The organism is Maribacter sp. 4U21 (assembly GCF_002742365.1).
Classification (GTDB): domain Bacteria; phylum Bacteroidota; class Bacteroidia; order Flavobacteriales; family Flavobacteriaceae; genus Maribacter.
In genome coordinates this window covers 172366-190717 of sequence record NZ_MDGN01000038.1, presented here as the reverse complement: position 1 = coordinate 190717, position 18352 = coordinate 172366, and the positions used below count along the sequence as shown (strand labels likewise).

Sequence of the window (18352 nt, the reverse complement as noted above, 5' to 3'; positions counted from 1 at the left end):
AGAATAGGAGTTATTAGACGATTCTTCCCTAAGAAAACGGACCTTAATCAAGTCTCAATAGAGAGAATCAAAGAAGTGGAATTATTACTAAATTACAGACCTATTAGAAAGTTTAACTATTACAACCCTATTGAAGTCCTAAAAAATAAGTGTGTTGCACTTATGGATTGAACACAGCATTCAATTTATTATACATTAAAATAATGACCAGACCATAAATACCGCCTAAAAGGTATTTTATCAACTTAAAAAAAATTTATTATAGTCATAACACTGAATATTACAATGTTAAATACATACAGAGTATCCAATCTGGGTATATTTAATATGTTCAATTTGTAATTAATAAATTTTTGTTATTTTGATGGTTAATTTTCTAACATACATGAAAAGATTTCTAGGTATTTTATTGTTTTTCTTAAGCTTGCAGCCGTCCAACGCCCAAGGATTTCTTCAAAATGTGGTTAGTGAAGAAGAAATAGATGAACTATGTTCTGGGAATCAGAGCCAGCCAGCCGATCAAGAAGCAGAATTGGTAGTCGATCAAATAATGGCTCAGATGCAGCTAAAAAGGGCTTTTAAATTAAGAAAATGCACTGCAATTGGCAATGCATACGCCACAATTCAACCCGATGCCAATAATAACCAAACCCCATATATCTTATATGATCCACAATGGCTAGAAGAAATGGCAAACAAGTCGAAAACAGATTGGGCTTCAATTGGTGTTCTTGCTCATGAAGTTGGACATTTTCTTTTATATCATGCCCTAAACAAAAAGGGCAGTAATCCTGTTTGGGAAATACAAGCAGACCGTTTCGCAGGTTCTACTTTAGCAAAAATGGGCAGTACTTTAGAAGAAGCACAAAGTATGTTCGATAATTATAATCAAAAAGAAGATAGTCGATCTCATCCCGGAAAGGCAAAGCGCTTGGAAGCTGTTAAGGTAGGCTGGATGAATGTTAATAATCCTCAGAAGCAGATAACCCTTAGTGAAAACACCCCAGAGCGAGATGTCAGTTCTGAATTAATCGTTAATCGTTATTTCAATGAACTTGGGGGAATAAAAAACCTGAGTCAAATAAAGAGTCTTAGGTTTGAAGAGGAAATTTCAGAAACTAAAGGATTAGATTTAAATCAAAAGCCTTTAACCTACAGTTATAGCTACACTTTAAATCCAAACAAAGTAATAATAAATTCCAATAAGAAAGACCAACAATATGTAATAACCAATAACGATTCTATTAGTTGGCGCTATACCAATGAGAATAAATGGCGAGAAGGCGCTCCAAGAATAGGAACAACAGCAGATCAAGATGGTCATTCCTTCATAAGGCAGATTAGTTCTAGTTTTCAAAACTTTTTTGATGATTTTCTGTTAAGTTCAAATCCAGAAGTAGTTGATTATAGAAGACGAAGAGTACTTGACGATGAGGAGTGTTTTTTGCTTGAGTTCCCTGAAGAAACCATAGAGTTAGGAGACTTAAGGAAAAAAGGGAGGCGCATTATACAAAAAACTCAATACTATTTTAACACTTATACAGGCTTATTACATGCCATTGTCATTGAAGAGAAGATAATGATCTACAAAAGAGGGAGTATAAAAGATGCTTCTGAAGGGTTAAGGATTCAACGTTTATTTTCCAATTACAAAGCAGTCGATCATATTCTATTCCCTCACACTATCAGAACTACAGAGACTAAATTACTCAGTGACATACCACAAGAGGAATCCACATTCTTTCAGAAACGCAAACTTGTTAACCTGGAAATAATTACGGATTGAAAAATTTAGTCAAGTTTTTTCTTACTTGTTAAATAGCACTCTTCTTACTTATCGAAAAGCCTGATTGTCAACACGAAACAATAAAAAATACCCCTTAATGGGTATTTTTTATCTCCCTACTTCAATTTATATTTGATTTTATCGATTAACGCTGTAATAACTCGATGTAATCGACGAAATACGTAACATTTTTATTGAATCATTCATTATATTTAAATTTCGTTATCAGCTGATAAAAAACCAAAGACCACCAACCAAACGAGAATGTATACCAACTACAAGTTATTATTATTAATTATTGGATTCCCCTTTGCCGTTTTTTCCCAGACCCATCACGGCTTTTCGTTTGATAATTACTCTGGTATTTATAGTACTATTGGGAACCCAGCCAATGCAGTAGAATCTAAACATAGACTTCATTTTAATGGAATTTCTTACAATAATTTCCGAAGTACCGATTTAGGTGAGATTGATTTCATTGATTTAAAGCTAGAGAAGAATCCAAATGGATTTAATGGAATCACCTATCCAGAGGATATAACCTCTGTAAGAGATGGTAATTTTTCGGTTTCCAATACGGATGTATTGTTGCCCTCCGTCTTATGGAATTTTCATCCTAAACACGCCTTAGGTTTGCTCTGGCGCTATCGTAATTTTTCTGATTACAACGGTATTAACGGATCGTTTTGGAATGATGTTAACAATGACTTTTCGGAAAGCACAAGAGAAAATTCAAATCTTGGTTCTACAAACTTCAATAATACGTCCCATTCCTGGAGTGAAATAGGTCTAAACTATGGTGTTGTCCTCCTCAATACAAACTATCACTTCGTAAAATTTGGGGGTACAGCCAAATTACTGGTCGGTGATCGCGGAGTGGAGTTTAGAGGCTCCAATTTAGATGGTGGTTATGATGCCTCCGCTGCGGGAGATTTAACGCTTACTTCTGGAGAAATCACTTATCTAAACACTACGTTGGAAAATACGGAACCAGCTAATGACCCAAGATTATTTTTATCAGCCCCTTTCGCAAATATCTCTTTTACTAACCTAGGTTTTGGCGGAGATGTTGGATTGATTTATGAATGGAGACCTAGAGAAACCAATAACGTAGGCGTTAGGAACAATGCCAGCGCGGTAAATACTTATAAATTAAAGCTTAGCGCGTCTATTTTAGATATGGGAAGAATTACCTATGCAAAAAGTACTGAGGATGCCGTACAGAACACCTTTACTATAAGCTCTTCTAATAATGCGGCTTTAACTATTCCGAAATCTGAAGTTAGAAATATTGGATTTATAAGCGCGCTGAGAAATGCAAACACTTCTGAAAATAATAATCCGCAACAAGGGGCAGTTTCCTTTGCTTTACCGCGCTCGCTAAACCTAGGTTTAGATTACATACTATTCAATGATAAAAACTATTACATCAATTTAAATTATGTAATGCCTCTTACGGACAAAGAGGAAGAGTATGCAAATTCCAGGGCAGAGCTAATTACACTTACACCGCGGTTCGAAACTAGAAAATTTAGTGCGTACTTACCTATTAGTTATGGAAGTGATGCTGGACTGTTTTTTGGAGCAGGATTACGATACGGGCCATTCACTATTGGGACATCAGCTGCCATGGGCTTAGGAGAAAATATGACCACAAGACATATTTACGCAGGTATTCATTTGCCTTTATTAAATGAAGTTTTTAGATGATGCCTTGAGTATTTAAACGATAAAAAAATGAAAAGAAAATTACTTGTATTACTCTTTATCTTAAATGTCTGTTTTGGCTTAGCACAATATACTGCTATACCTGACCCAAATTTTGAGCTGGCCCTAATTACCCAGGGAATAGATTCGGAGGGAGGGCCAGAAGATGGACAAGTATTAACATCAGATATAAATTCCCTAAGGACACTGGATGTTTCCGGTTCTGGAATTAGTGACCTAAGTGGTTTAGAAGCCTTTACCGCTTTGGAAATTTTAAACGTCAGTAACAACAACTTAAATGACTTACTACTCCAAAACTTAAGCCTGAGAGAAATTTATGCAAACGATTGTAATCTGGCAGGTAAATCGATTAGGTTTCAGAACGACCCTAACAACGGGGGGTCATTCCTAACTAATGTTACTACACTAGAGCTGCAAAACAATGGCATTGGCAGTAGCGGTTCTACAATCAGTTTTGGTGGAGTTCCGAATGTTACCTATTTGGATGTAAGTGATAATAATTTTGGAACCATCCAACTTAATGAATCCACTTCCATTGAAACATTATTGGCAAACAACTGTCCCAATCTTACTACCTTGGCAAATTTGGATGCCTTGACCAATCTAGAATCCTTGAATGTTTCCTATGCCAATTTATCCACTTTAAATGTAAGCCAAAATGGTCAGCTTTTTAATTTGGATATTAGAGGAAATTCTATGACTACTTTAGACTTATCCAATAACAACTTGATAGGAAGCATATATGCAGGAGATAACAACCTAAATAGTATTCAACTGCCAACTACAACGACATTATCGGAACTTTACTTGGAGAATAATGCGCTTACTTCATTAGATATTAGCTCAGTGGATGGAAATCTATTTGATTTAGATGTTACAGGTAACACATCTTTAGGATGTATTGAAGTAAGTGATGTGACGAATGCAGAAAACCAAGGGGGATGGTTTAAAGAAACTGGTACAACCTATAGTCTGGATTGTTCAGCTACTCCTCCATTTGTGGTCACTGTAACCATCGAAGGAGCTGGCATATCTCCCAATTTTGAAATTACCGAAGGCAATACCTTTGCCCTTAATTTTGAAAGTAGTGTAACAGCGACAGACGGTACGCAATACACTCCGAACATACAGTTTACATTGAACAGCAATAGCACAACCGAAGATTTTACTTTTAATGGAAATACCTCTCTGCCCACTACCCCTTTTACGGTCAGCACAGCTAGCCCTGATGGGACTATCACCATTTTACCAATTGATGATGGAGAAGTAGAAGGTAACGAAACCTATACCATTACCATTTCTTCATCTGACCCTTCGTTATTTACCATAGCAGGACCTACGAGTTTTGAGGTGACGGTGAAGGATAGAAACAATAACACAAATGAACCTCTTATAATTAGCACATCATTAAGAGATTTGGGTTCAGGTCCTTATTTTGAAGTTGAAGAGGGTGATGTAATCGACTTACTTGTTGACGCAAATAATAATGCAAGTGAAGGTACTACATATCAGCTAGAGGTTAGTTACGAAACATATACCATAGGTCCATCTACCACGAATGATTTATTCGACACAGAGTTTAAGCCCAACTTTAGAGCAACTCACAACGGTGAAGATATAACTCCTTCTAACAATGACATTGGTAATCCCCTACAATTCACCGCAAGTACTAATTCTATCGACGGTTTTTTGCGATTTGAGGTTATGGATGATAATATAAATGAAGAGACCGAGGAGCTCATAATTACGGTAAAAGCAATAAATGAAAACCACACCGTATCAACGGAAAGGTTTATCGTAAAAATCAAGGCCAGTGATCCGGTAACTGTAGCCGTATCTTTGGATGGTGCAGGTACCGGACCAAATTATTCCATTGGAGAAGGAAATACTTTTAGTATAATTGGAAATATACTGGAAGATACCCAAGAAGAATTTAGTTTTTCCGTTCTAGACGAATCAGAAATAGCTCTCAAAGATAAAGATTTTGCCTATGAGGAATCAAATACATTTGGTTCATTCATATCATCTGACGATTTTGATATCCCTGTCACGGTTTTCCTTGATAGCGTTACTGAAAGTACAGAAAGAATAAAATTAAAATTACCCAAACCTAGTGGAAATTTCACCTGGCAAGATGCAGACCCTGAAACAGGTGAACTTTTAATCGAAATAGATATCACAGATGTTAGTTTTACTGTGTCTATTGACCTTGTAGGTACAACTTTGGAAGGTGGGGTTTATCAAATTGAAGAAGGAAATAGTTTTACTTTAGAAACCACAATAAATAATTTGGCCGCGAACACATCTTTTAATGAAATCCCATTTTTGAAAGATAGAATTGAAATTAGTTCAGAAGGGGAACTGGACATAGCCCTGAATGGTAATATTGATGAGTTTTTATCTCAATTCTCCGAACCAGTTACGTTTAATGTACTCTTGGATGGCATTGTTGAAAATGACGAAATTGTTACTCTGACCATTCCAAAACCCAAAGCAAACTATTCTTGGAGCAATACAAACCCTGACGGTAGTCTTACCTTTCAAATTCGTGTTTCAGACACACTCTTTGCTGGGAATGTCGAAGATTACCAATTAAACATTTTTGCGGAGTATGAAAATCCAGAAACATTTGAAATTACTAATCGTAGAGTTATACCTGAAGAAGATATATATAAAATTAGGGATAATGAATCGCTATGGTTCTATCTAAGCCCAGAAAATAATAATACTGCCGCCATAGGGCTTAGAATAAATACAATAGATGAAACGGCGGTTTTTGGTAATGACTATATATCCTCATACGATTTAAATACTAATCGGCTATTTAATAGAACAGGTGAGTTTAACACCATTTTAGATATTGACTTTTCTACCATCGCACCAGAGGAACCTAATAAAACTTTTTCACTTGAATTTACTCCCACGACCCAAACCTATAATTTTTTAGGGCCCGATGGTAATCAAGTAGCTTATTTTGAAGCCTTGACTCTTCCCTTTGAAATTGAAAGTAGCGGAAACAGGCCTGTTCAAGAAATATTGATCAACATACTGGGCGCTGTCGAAAATACCAATGATGGAGATGCCATTACCGAGACCTACGAAATGCAAGAGAACCAAACGTTTACCTTAGAATTAAAAGCTAGACAACCCAACCCGAATCAAGGCGCTACGTACAATATGCGATTTAATCTAGATGTAGAGAGCTCAACCATGGAATTGGGACAGGATTACCTTCTTAAAATTGAAGATTCTCAAGGAAATGATATGAACGGTTCCCTCGCAAATTACACCGTAGACAATTCATCGGATTTTGACGCTAGGATTATCATAGAAATATTAGACGATGCAGAACAAGAAAGTGTTGAAGAGCTTATGTTTAGTATCATTCCAGATGTTGATTTCGACCGAGACATTGGCGGAATCCTATCTCAAAAAACCTCTTTAGAAGGAACGGTTGGGGGAGACCAACAACAGTATAGGATTCGTGTTTCTGAAACAAGTGAATCTCCAAAAGTATTCGCCTTTTTGAGCAATACTGGAGGTACGGAAGGATCTAATATACCCGATATAATTACTTGTACCTTAAAGGACGAAAAAGGCGATGAGGTAGCTGCCACTAGCAGAATTGAAATACCCTATGTTTTTATCGAGGAACCTTTAGAAGATTTCAGATTGTCCGAATCTGAATTTAATCCACAACCTATAGAGAGGGTTTTTGTTTTTGAGATAGGAGAAAGTAAGGCTACCATAGAAGTTCTCTATGCAGAAGAATTAGACAAAAATGAGATTGATTGTGATTATTACAGTCTACAACTTAATGAATCCCCTTCAACTATTTCAAACAATATCGTTGTTGACACAAGTCCTTTTGATATCAAAATAGCCGATTCTTCAGACTTCTTGATTTTTGTTGATTTAGATATCTCTGATGCAAGCAAAATTAGACCTGTTATTCGGAATCGCCATCCAAATGATACTTATGAAGCCAGTTTTGGAGGGAATCCAAATTTTCTAAATCAAGAAATTACTTCATATGAAATTGAGGAGGGCCCGGAAACATTTCTCAATTTTTTCATTGATGCAGCAAAGCCAGTTTCCATAGGTACTAATTATACGGTAAACATTGATATAACGGGATCTACTGCCAAAACGAATTCTGATTTCAGTTTTATAGGAGGTGATAGATTTTCAGAATTATCCAACATTTCCGTTATAGAGGATGTAGATAGGGAAATTCAATTTAGAATAGAACAAGACAACGATACGGATGAAGAAAAGCTATTTTTGACTTTTGTTGAGCCTAAAACCCAAAAAGGCTATCGTGTTTCTAAAAAAGACTCTCGTAGTTATAACAATACCTTCTCAATAAGTATTCTCGAGGCACTTCCTGTAAGTGTAAATAGAAATGTTGGTACAATTACAGAAAATGCTACCATTGATAGTTATGGTGAGTTTACCTTTTCCATAGACCGGAGCAACGAAAAAATAGAAGAATCAAAATCAGTCGATGTTCGCTTTTCTTTAAAAGATAGTGATACCGAATTCTTCTCTAATATACTATCGGAAAACGATTTCATCATAGAATCTGAAAATTCAGTTTTCTTCAACCCAAATGATAAAACGGGCATTATTACAATAGCTCCAAATCAAACAGAGGCTGTTTTAAAAATAATTCCAATTAACGATTCCTATGATGAAAACGACGAGACCATTAGACTAAAAATCATAGATGATTTTGGCTATTCCCCAAGTGCAACCGAGGGAGAAGATTCTATAATTTTGATAGACGACGATGAGTCTGATTACACTTTAACTTTTGAAAATGAAATAGGGCCCTTGTCAGAAAGTAGAAACGGTACCTTTAGCGATATAATTACTTTAGGGTTGGATAGAACAAACGAGGGTGAAGATATAATAGTAGGCCTAATAATTGATACCGCTGTAGAAAATGCTGCGGTTTTTAATGAGGATTACGAATTGTTTTTAGTAGGACAAGATGACTCCCGTATTCAAATAACATCAATTAGCAATTTAGAGTTATTAATACCTAATGGTCAACAAAGAGCACAAATTGAAGTTGTTGTTAAAGAAGATACCGATTATGAAGAAGCTGACGAAACCCTTAGTATAGAAATAAACACAAGCCCCTTATATGGGCTAGGCAATCTTACTAACCAAGACATAGTTATTTCAAATACAAAAGAAGACGGCACATCCGACATATCTATTTTCGCTGAGGTTATTAGCTCTTCTTGTGAGGATAAAAAAAATGGTAGAATATTGGTAACTAACCAATCTGAATACACCTTTAAGGCCCTACTTTACAAAGGAGATGCCGAAGAAGATACTTCCGAATTGCCTCCATCAACATCTGAAAATAGCGGTTCGCATACCTTCAACGGATTGGATGCAGGAGAATACACGGTCTATTTGATATACGAAGGTTCGCAATCCTTACCCCAAGATTTCGTGCCTCCTTCTTTTGAACTTACCGTAAGAGAACCTACGGATGCTATTCTAATTAATTCTATCGCGGACAAAAATTTTAGGGTGGCTAAATTATCTTTATCAGGAAGTAAGAGCTATAGTATTTGGAGAAACGATGATTTATTTTCCTTTGAGACAGGAACTCCAATGCCGACCACCTTAGAAGTTCCCATGATTTTCGGTAAAAATGTATTTAAAATTCAAGGGGAAAAAGACTGCCAAGATGCGATAATGACGACCCTATATTTGAATACGGCCCAGCCCTACCCCAACCCCACTAAAAATATGGTCTATGTGGCCGGTTTTTTTGATATAGAAAAGGTAACCGCTAGGGTAATTGAATTGACAGGTCGAACGGTTCTCAACAACAAAGAGCTCTATGTGGACAATGGTGTTTTGCACGTAGATTTAAGTAATCTCTCCCCCGGAGTATATCTACTTCAGATAGAAACGCCTAATCAAACAGCTGTAGATTTAAAAATAGTGAAACAATGAAAAAAACTTACATATACGGTCTAATCTGTTTACTAATATGTTCCTGTACAGGCGGGTTTGATCCCACAGAAAATGCTTTCATAACCCTAAAAGCGCCAATCAATAAATGCGAGGAGGGGAGCTTAAATTCTGACTCCAATCTTTTAAACGTTGATTTTAAATGGCAAATAGCGAATGGTACCTTTACGGAAGGTGAAATAGTTTTATTAGAAAGGTTAACAGAGGAAGAGATAAGACGGATCCCAGTACAGGACATTAACAGTTTGATACAACAACAGGTATCTTTAGAACCGGGTAAATGGTTTAAATGGCAAATTGAGGCCATACCAGAAGGTTATTCTGAACCTATAAAAAGTGATTTAAAGGAGTTTTACTCGGAGTTGATATTCGAAGATGCAGCTCCTTATCCGGTAATAATTACGGAACTATTAAATACTTCTAATAACTTAGAATTTGAATGGGAGCACCCTCAAGAAGATCCTAATGGAAATAATTTAAAGTATGTGGTATTCTATACCTATGGAGAAAGTAAAGAGGGTGTTGCTATCCCAAATCTTCAATTTAGAAAATTCGAAGATGAATTTTCCTCATCCTCACCTCAGAAAAGAATTAATATTTCAGCGGATGAGTTTGAACCAGGAAGTACCCAATATTTAAAAGTGCAAAGCATTGTAACTTTAAGCAATGTTGAGTTTTCGTCAAATACCTATTTCAAGTTCATAACGAAATAAATCTATCTTTTGTTGAAAAAGACTTTAACTTTAGTTTTAATTCCAATTTTTTTATTTTTAACATGGTCTATAGCCGCAAAAGTACAACAATCAGAACTTTTCAAATCCAAATCCATATTTCCCCTAAAACTGGAATACTCCAACAAACAGATTAAAAAGCATACAGATAAGGAAAATGCCGTTTACACAGATATAATTTATGGTATAAATGGCACTTGGGATACCATCCCAGTTTCGATAAGAGCAAGAGGTAATTTTAGACGCGCCAATTGTTATTTTCCACCTCTAAAAATATATTTAAAAAAAAGTTTGGTCCAAGGGTCTCTCTTTCAAGGGCATAAACAGCTTAAACTAGTGCTTCCCTGCCTACTAGAAAATCGCAGTAACGATGATATTGTTAAAGAATATTTGGCTTATAAAATCTATGAAGAACTTTCAGAAATTCACTTCAAAACAAGACTTGTTTCTATAGAATACATAGACAACCGTGATAAGAAATTAGAACTGCACCCTTTAACGTCATTTCTTCCTCAAAAGAAATTAGAAGAGTTGTATAATTACAAAGGAGAGGAAGCTTTCGCTTTCAGAAAACCTAAAACCTACAAACTAATGTCGATTCTTATTGAAGACGATAAAGTAGTAGCAAAAAGGAATAACGCTAAATTAATGAAGCGTTTTGTACATCCCTTAAATCAGGGCGAAATAGCCTCTATTACCAATTCCTTTTTTCAGTTTATGATTGGTAATACCGATTTCTCTACGGCATATCAACATAATCAAAAGTTGCTCTTCAAAAATTTGAAAACCATTCCTCTACCTTATGACTTTGACATGTCCGGACTGGTGGATGCTAGCTACGCTGTTGTTTCCAACGTACAAAATAACCAATTAGATATAAGCAAGGTTACGGAACGTAAGTATAGAGGATTTAAAAGAGACCCTAAATTATTTCAGAAAGCAAGAAAGTTTTTTTTAAAAAAGAAACCAGCAATTATGCAGTTGCTAGATAAACATCAACAATATTTTGAGGATAAAAAAGAATTCCAAAAAACTAGGAATTATATTCAAGGTTTTTACATAATACTAGAGCACGATTCAAAATTTGAAAAAACAATTATCCAAGAAGCACGTGTAAAATAGGCTAACCTTATTTTAAATAAGATCTAAACTTCCGTTTCGTATTTACATAACGTACTAAGTGCTTGTAATACTTAACAAAACCTGCACTAAAGACTGTTACGGCAATAATTAAAGTTGTCTTTAAAACTATTCCATACTTAAAAAAAACTAACGATATCCATACCATTAGAACAGCAAAAACAAAAAGAACCGCCTTACGAACTGTTCTGTAACTAATTTTCAAACGCCGGTCTAGCCAAATGAGATAAATACTGGCCAAAAAACTAAAAAGAAAAGTTAACAGAAATATCCAAGTTCTAGGAACCTTAAACATAAAATCATTTGAAAGTATCATGGCAATGATGTTAGCATGGATAACCATACCGTGCATATCCGGTATACTTTTACCAGCAGTCACCTTATTTAGTGGTGTGAAGTGTTTATCCTCAACATCAAAAGTGTTACCCGTTGGACTTCCTAAATATCCTAAAAGAACTATTTTATCCTTGACAATATCCTTGTTCTCCAAGTCCATGAACTCCTTTGTGTTGAAATTCATAAAGTGCTCTAAATTCCCCTGATAATTAATTACCCTAGGCACTATCTGCTTCTCTGATAACATCATTTTTTTCCATTTCTTTTTTGATAGAAATTTTTTAGCGATTTGATTTGAGAAGGATGAAAAGGTCTTTTTGGAAAATTTCTTTTCTGCACTATACTCACGTATAACAGCATTTTGGGTTTCAAAATTAAAGTTTACAAATCCCGGTGCATTTTTTACTCGAAAAAATGGGTGGTTAGATATAGTTTGCTCCTCTTGAAGAATTACCGCGGTAATAACTTTTTCATTCTTTAGATACTTTGCTAAGGCTGAGTCTTCTTGGGTCTTCTTAAAATCTTTTAAGATAATATCAAAGCCGACCACTTTGGGGTCCGCTTTTAAGATTTGATGCAGTGCTTGTGCAATTTTGGCTCTACTCTCGTTCTCAATATTAACCAGAATAATGTTTGGATTAATAGGTTTTTCTTCATCTAATTTTTCTGCATAATACACATCTAGAAAACTAAAGTCTTGTAATGCTTTTGAAATGGGATTAAAGAAAGAAATATTAAAGAAAAGCCATGAAATCAGGTAACAAGCCGACAGAGATAAGACGGTACTTATGAAACCATCTCGTAATAAAATATACCTGCTTAACTTCTTTTTTTTCTTACCCATCTATAAGGTTTTCCTACTGGAAACTAAATGCCTAAAGCACACTAATTACAATCTTGATAGGTATAATAAATTTGAACCGAAAGTAGTTTACGTTCATACTTTATCGTTACGTTTCTATCTCCATCTCCAAGAATCTTAATTAGTGTCTCCGTTACGCATTTTTCACTACGACAGGTTTTTTTTTGAGTAGCACAATTCTTGGTGCCTTCCTTATTGTCACTGTTCATCGGTAGCTCTGAATGTACTTGGATTGAATTGTCTCTGCTAGACAGATATAATTCTTGGGTTATTTTTTCATCTGGGACAGATTTATCAAATATCACTGCGGCCATATCACTGGCCCAAGCCTCGGTTCCTTTAGATAAATCTATGGTCGTATTATATAAAGTTGTTTTTGCATTAGATGAATTTTCCTGGCCGTACAGCACTGAAAACCCACAAAAAAATAGCCAAAGTATGTTCTTTTTAAAATTCATTGTCAAAATTTTTTTATAAGTAATTTGGTTTAAAACAATTACAAAATGGTAATAAATATTCAGAGAGAAAAGAAAATTGCCATTTTTAGTGGCTCACTTATTTTATAAAAGTCTTTCATATCAGGACTAAAAGATTCATGATAACTAAAAAAAGAAATTTATCCTTCACAAAATTTATAATCCAAACAGATTGCCGTTTTGATATCTTCTTCTGAAAAACCCAATACTAAAAGTGCTTTTTCAAGCGTTTTCATTTCTGTTTTCAACTTCTCATATTCTTTTTTTGTCAATAATTCAAAACTGTTGAAATCTAACTTTCCAAAATCTGGAAACGCTTGTGCAGTAACCGCCCATTTATAACTCCGACCAGATTGTAACAAAACATTATCTCGATACAAGATAATAGAACTGGTATCAGTGCCTATTTTGGATATGTGGTTATTATCCAAATCCTGTAGGTGAAAATAAACTCTAGAAGCATCGGTATTATTTTTCCATGAAAATTCAATCGCTGGAACATTGAATCTAATACTATCCATAGGTTCTGATAATTTTATAGTTCTGTCTTCTCTGTAAACGACTCCAGGACGTTGTCTAATTTCTTTCTGATTACTGAACTGTTTCCATACATATGAAAAATATCCTATTGATAGCGAACTGCGATTAGATTTTTTTCTAAAATTTTCAATGGATTTAATGGAATATGTATTTGGCACATTCAATTCAAATAACTCCCCTAATTGATTTATTAAAAAAACAGTGTCTTGTTCTTTTATATTCATCATATTTGGTTTCATAAAAACCGTTCCTCTTTTAATTAAAGTGCTGTTATTTAGCATAGGCTCGCCCGATACCTTAAAAACAAAATAATCTTCTTGTGCTAAACAAGCACTAGTAAAAAAAAGCATTAAAAGAGTTAATGCACTTAAGTGTGATAGAAATAACCTTCCCATTTGTATTTTTTATAAAGATAGTGTGCTAGTTTCTTGTAATAACCTATTAGTCCCATACTAAAGACCACAGTTGCCGTAATTGTAGTGATCTTTAATAAAATTCCATTTTTAAAAAACAAAAGAGAAATCCAGATAAATACAACTATAAATGCGAGCTGAACTAAATTTAGCCTTAGTATGTAACTAGCCAATTGCCTTTTATTAAGATATATGAAGTACGCCAAGGCTAAAAAAGTAAACAATAGTGTCAAAAAAACTAAGACTGAACTAGGTACCGTTTTAATAAAATTATCAGTCAAAAGCATTTGAACAATGTTTGCGTGGATTACTAGTCCAAAAGTATCAGGGGGACTTTTACCCACAAATTTCGGGTTCATTGGTGTATAGTGTTTATCCTCCATGTCATAAAAATGACTATCTGAATTCCCCAAGTAACCAATCATAACTATTTTATCCTGTAGAAAGGATATTTCTTTCTGACCAATAATGTCCTCCCGTTCCAACACCAAAAAATTATTCCTATTCCCTGAATATTTAATGGGACGTTCCATCTCAAAGTAAGAAAGATTTTCCTGTAACCATTCAGCGCTTTTACACTTCATCGCTATTGCTGCCGGAAAAGAAATTAATGTATCCTTTGCAGTAATTTTTACGGCCTGAAAATTTCTTATTACAGCAGCCTCCGTATCAAAATTAAAATTGGAATACCCCATATCGTCAATTGACCTATGAATAGCACTATTTGTAGTTACCTGGCGTTTACCTAAAATAGAATACGCAAAGACTAAAGATGTATCGTTTAGTTGATCGGCGAGAAATTTATCCCATACCGGATCGTCCTTATCCTTAAAAATGACATCCAATCCAATGACTTTTGGTTTAAACTTTTTAAGTTCATCCAATACCTCTGCTATTTCTTTTCTGTTAAGCCTATCTATATTTACAAGAACAATATTTTCATTTAAATCGAAATTTTCTTCGTTCAGCTTTTCGGCGTAATACAGGTCTAGGTAACTAAAATCCTTAAAGGCATTCTTAAAAGGGCTAAAAAAACTCAGGTTGATGCCTATAAGGGTAATAATACCTATAACAAAGAATGAAAAGAGCATACAAAAGAAGGCTTCTTTTAAAAGCAGTGAGTTTATTCTAGATAGGAGTTTTTTCATTCAAAATAAATCAGGTAAACAGCTATTAGAACTGAGTTAAAGTGTTTGATAAATGCTCAGAAATCGCTATCAATCTTTGTCCATTCAATGTCGTAAAACCAAGAACGCCTTTTTTATGATCTATCAATAAAGACAATCTCTTAGTCTTGCCTTTAAACAGAAACTGTGTGCTTGGTTCAAAGTCTATAGACTTATTTCTATCTTTCCAAGAATAAGAAGAATCTGCTTTTACTAACGCTAAAAGGAGTCTTGTTTTTTCTACACTTAACGTATCCGTAATGACCAAAGCGTTGGAATATTCGTTGTCAGTCCCTTCAATCAATTTTTTCTGTATATCAAAACGCACTATTATTTCAGTGCTTTCAAGTATACTAAAATCGTCTTCCCCCAAAAATGAATGTAGCTTTTCAACACCGAAATCCTCTTTTTGACTTCTATCGGTTTTTTGAGAATTACAGGACACTATGAAAACAAGACATATGATTATAGGAACAATCCTTAACATTCCTAGCTTCTTTTTATTTCTAGAATCATCATTGCCATTGACCCTTTTTCAAACTCCGCGCTAAAGCCCATTTTGTCATCCATTAATTCCATTTCTTCTTTGTTAATGAGTTTATCTTTGAAAATGACATAGAATTTGTCCAATAATTCTCCTTGCATCTCGTCTAATTGTTTTTTAACCTCTGGTAAGTCTATTTTTTCCAAAGAAAAAATCACGATGGTATAGTCAGATTCAACATCCTCATTTAGCTCAAAAAATACTCTGGCATTAGGTTTCGTATAAGGTATAATAACTTCCGCATTCTCCGCATTAATGTATGGACTGATTGAATCATTATGTGGAAAAAGTAAAGAGGTAGGGTTTTTGTCATCTACTCCTAAGACATAAACATAAGAGGGTGTATTTACCTTCGCCATCATTCGATACTTGGTGCCTTTAGGATACGTATCCTCTGTCGAGTAATCTCCAATACTTTGAACTTCCTCTTCTACAACTACCTGTTGAAAACCAAAGACAGAACTCGTATAATCACTTTTTTCCTTATTCACTTTCATTGCAGTGTCATTACGTAGTTTAAGTTCTAGTTCCCCTGCTAAAAGTATTTTATCATTTGGTTGTGCTTTCATGGGAATCATCTCAAACGCGTAACGGGTATATTTTGCGAAATCTGCGTAACGCACCCACATAAAACCTTCATTCCCCCAAGTATTTCCCCAACTATTGACTAATTCAAAAGAGCCACCATACTTATCGTCGTCAAAACCAATAATGCACATGGCATGTCCTCCTTCAGTTCCAAGGTTATCTGGCTCATATACAGTTTTAGCACTAAAAAAGGAATTCTCTACCTTAAAACCAATAACGACAGGATTCCCGTTCAGTAAGGAGCGTTTTACGCCATCAACTTTGATGTCCTCTGATTCATCAGAACCAAAAATTCTAGTAAAATCTTTAATCCGGTAATTTTTGGCATCATCGAGTAATTTCTCTGGAAAATCCGTTTCACACATTACATCGAAGTCCTTGTAGTAGGGCACACCCTTTTCTACCATGGTTTCCATGGCCTTTCCAATAAAGGCACCACCCTGGCAATTATAATCATCGTCAACATTTGCGTTTAAATATGTAAATACTGGCGAAAATGTGTTTTGTGTTATTACGGCCTTATTGGTATTATCTGCAAGTCTTGCCTCTAATATAGTTCTTCCATAGTATGAACTTGCCCAGCCCACACAGGTGCCATAGCTTCCTTGGTCTCTTACTTCAGGTACATATTGCTTTAGGGAAGCCGAAGTAAACTCCGTCACTACATCTTGAAAAGCAACATTTTTAGCCTTTATAGGCGTTTTTTCGTAAGCCTCATCATCAAATAAAAGGCCGGTACTTCTTTGGGATTGTGCTAAACTAAGAGTAGAAATAAATAAAAAAAGTAATAGAAATGTTCTCATGATACAGCATTGATTGTTATGAGAACAATTTAAGATATTTTATTACAATCTAAAGTACCGTGTAATAGGTATTTATCGACGAAATGTGCACTTAAGCAAAAGCTATTCATCCAATTTTAATTATTGTATAATTACCGCACAATAAAAGAAGACAAAATCTTACATATGATAACGTATGCTTTTGACAACTATTAGGTTTCCTAAACCGGTAAAACCTCTTTTTCTTCCCAAGTATTTACCCAGTTCGCCATAACCTGCACCCAAGCATCGCTATCGTTTAGGCAGGCAATATGTTTGTAATGCTCGCCTCCTGCCTCTTCAAACTGTTCCTTCCCTTCCATCGCAATTTCCTCCAAGGTTTCTAGACAGTCACTTACAAATGCAGGTGTAATAACAGCCAGACGTTTTTTGCCTTCTTTGGCCAAACGTTCAAACTCATAATCAGTGTAGGGTTTTAACCAAGGGTCCCCTGCCAATCTAGATTGAAAAGAGGTACTTACCTGCTCTTCCGCCAGGCCTAAATAAGCTTTTACGCTTTCCGTAGTGTCATATACTTGATGACGGTAACAGGTATTATGGGCCACAGAGTTTATATTACAGCAACTACCATCTATTTTACAGTGAAAACGTGTAGGGTCGCTTTTTCTGATATGGCGTTCTGGTATGCCGTGGTAGGAAAACAGAATATGGTCATAATCAAAGTCTTTTAATCCCTCTTTAATACTTTCGGACAAGGCTTTAATGTAATCCGGATTCTTATAAAAGGCTGGCATTGTGGTAACTTTCATTTCAGGAAAAAGTTTTTGTTGATCTTCCAACACCTTCACTACTACTGTTTCATAGGAAGACATGGCGTAATGCGGATATAAGGGAACTAGCAACACATCGTCCACGCCTTTATCCTTCAACTCTTGCAATGCATTTTTTATGGTCATGGTACCGTAACGCATCCCTAGCGCAACGGGCATTTTGGTGTGCTCACGTAATTTTTTTGTAAACCGTTCGGAGAGCACAATTAAAGGAGAACCTTCATCCCACCAAATCTTTGCATAAGCCTTAGCAGATTTCTTGGGCCTAGTTTGAAGTATTATCCCTCTGACCAATAGCGTTCTTAACCATTTTGGAGCATCTATTACACGCTCATCCATGAGAAACTCATCCAAATAAGGTTTCACATCCTTTGCGGTAGGATTATCCGGGGAACCCAAATTAACTAGTAAAACTCCTTTCATGCTGCTT

General features: G+C 35.3%; 12 protein-coding genes and 1 pseudogene. 6 read left to right on the top strand and 7 right to left on the bottom strand.

The window, feature by feature from the left end; genetic code table 11:
- From BFP77_RS17580 to BFP77_RS07950, 6 genes and pseudogenes are all read left to right on the top strand, one after another.
- Nucleotides 1–171: pseudogene (locus BFP77_RS17580) on the top strand (IS30 family transposase); the annotation flags it as partial.
- A 214-nt stretch (nucleotides 172–385) separates the two neighbouring features.
- The gene (locus tag BFP77_RS07970; RefSeq protein WP_099573499.1) at nucleotides 386–1786 is read left to right on the top strand and encodes a DUF2201 family putative metallopeptidase; all 1401 of its coding nucleotides are present in this window, start codon (nucleotides 386–388) and stop codon (nucleotides 1784–1786) included.
- A 264-nt stretch (nucleotides 1787–2050) separates the two neighbouring features.
- A complete protein-coding gene (locus BFP77_RS07965; RefSeq protein ID WP_099573498.1) occupies nucleotides 2051–3496 on the top strand; it encodes a DUF5723 family protein in 1446 nt (481 codons plus the stop codon).
- Between the two features lie 27 nt (nucleotides 3497–3523).
- Complete coding sequence (locus tag BFP77_RS07960; protein WP_099573497.1) at nucleotides 3524–9496, top strand: T9SS type A sorting domain-containing protein; 5973 nt, start codon at nucleotides 3524–3526, stop codon at nucleotides 9494–9496.
- Nucleotides 9493–10227: a hypothetical protein gene (locus tag BFP77_RS07955; protein ID WP_099573496.1), complete on the top strand. Its 735-nt coding sequence runs from the start codon at nucleotides 9493–9495 to the stop codon at nucleotides 10225–10227. The genes BFP77_RS07960 and BFP77_RS07955 overlap by 4 nt, the downstream gene beginning before the upstream one ends.
- Nucleotides 10228–10239: 12 nt before the next feature.
- Complete coding sequence (locus BFP77_RS07950) at nucleotides 10240–11367, top strand: hypothetical protein (RefSeq protein WP_099573495.1); 1128 nt, start codon at nucleotides 10240–10242, stop codon at nucleotides 11365–11367.
- 7 nt (nucleotides 11368–11374) lie between these two features.
- Here the strand turns inward: BFP77_RS07950 and BFP77_RS07945 are convergent, their stop codons facing one another.
- The 7 genes from BFP77_RS07945 to hemH all read right to left on the bottom strand — a co-directional run bounded on the left by BFP77_RS07945 (nucleotide 11375) and on the right by hemH (nucleotide 18345).
- On the bottom strand, nucleotides 11375–12565 hold the full coding sequence (locus BFP77_RS07945; RefSeq protein ID WP_099573494.1) for a CHASE2 domain-containing protein: 1191 nt from the start codon (nucleotides 12563–12565) through the stop codon (nucleotides 11375–11377).
- Nucleotides 12566–12606: 41 nt separating this feature from the next.
- Nucleotides 12607–13041, bottom strand: coding sequence for a hypothetical protein (locus tag BFP77_RS07940; protein ID WP_099573493.1), 435 nt, complete (start codon nucleotides 13039–13041; stop codon nucleotides 12607–12609).
- Between the two features lie 158 nt (nucleotides 13042–13199).
- On the bottom strand, nucleotides 13200–13994 hold the full coding sequence (locus tag BFP77_RS07935) for a hypothetical protein (RefSeq protein WP_143751877.1): 795 nt from the start codon (nucleotides 13992–13994) through the stop codon (nucleotides 13200–13202).
- Nucleotides 13967–15160 carry a CHASE2 domain-containing protein gene (locus tag BFP77_RS07930; protein WP_099573491.1) on the bottom strand — a complete coding sequence of 398 codons (1194 nt, stop codon included), beginning with the start codon at nucleotides 15158–15160 and terminating at the stop codon, nucleotides 13967–13969. The genes BFP77_RS07935 and BFP77_RS07930 overlap by 28 nt, the downstream gene beginning before the upstream one ends.
- A 25-nt stretch (nucleotides 15161–15185) precedes the next feature.
- The gene (locus tag BFP77_RS07925; protein WP_099573490.1) at nucleotides 15186–15665 is read right to left on the bottom strand and encodes a hypothetical protein; all 480 of its coding nucleotides are present in this window, start codon (nucleotides 15663–15665) and stop codon (nucleotides 15186–15188) included.
- A 2-nt stretch (nucleotides 15666–15667) separates the two neighbouring features.
- Complete coding sequence (locus BFP77_RS07920) at nucleotides 15668–17113, bottom strand: C1 family peptidase (protein ID WP_099573489.1); 1446 nt, start codon at nucleotides 17111–17113, stop codon at nucleotides 15668–15670.
- Nucleotides 17114–17313: 200 nt separating this feature from the next.
- Nucleotides 17314–18345, bottom strand: coding sequence for a ferrochelatase (gene hemH, locus BFP77_RS07915; protein ID WP_099573488.1), 1032 nt, complete (start codon nucleotides 18343–18345; stop codon nucleotides 17314–17316).
- Between the last annotated feature and the right edge of the window lie 7 nt (nucleotides 18346–18352).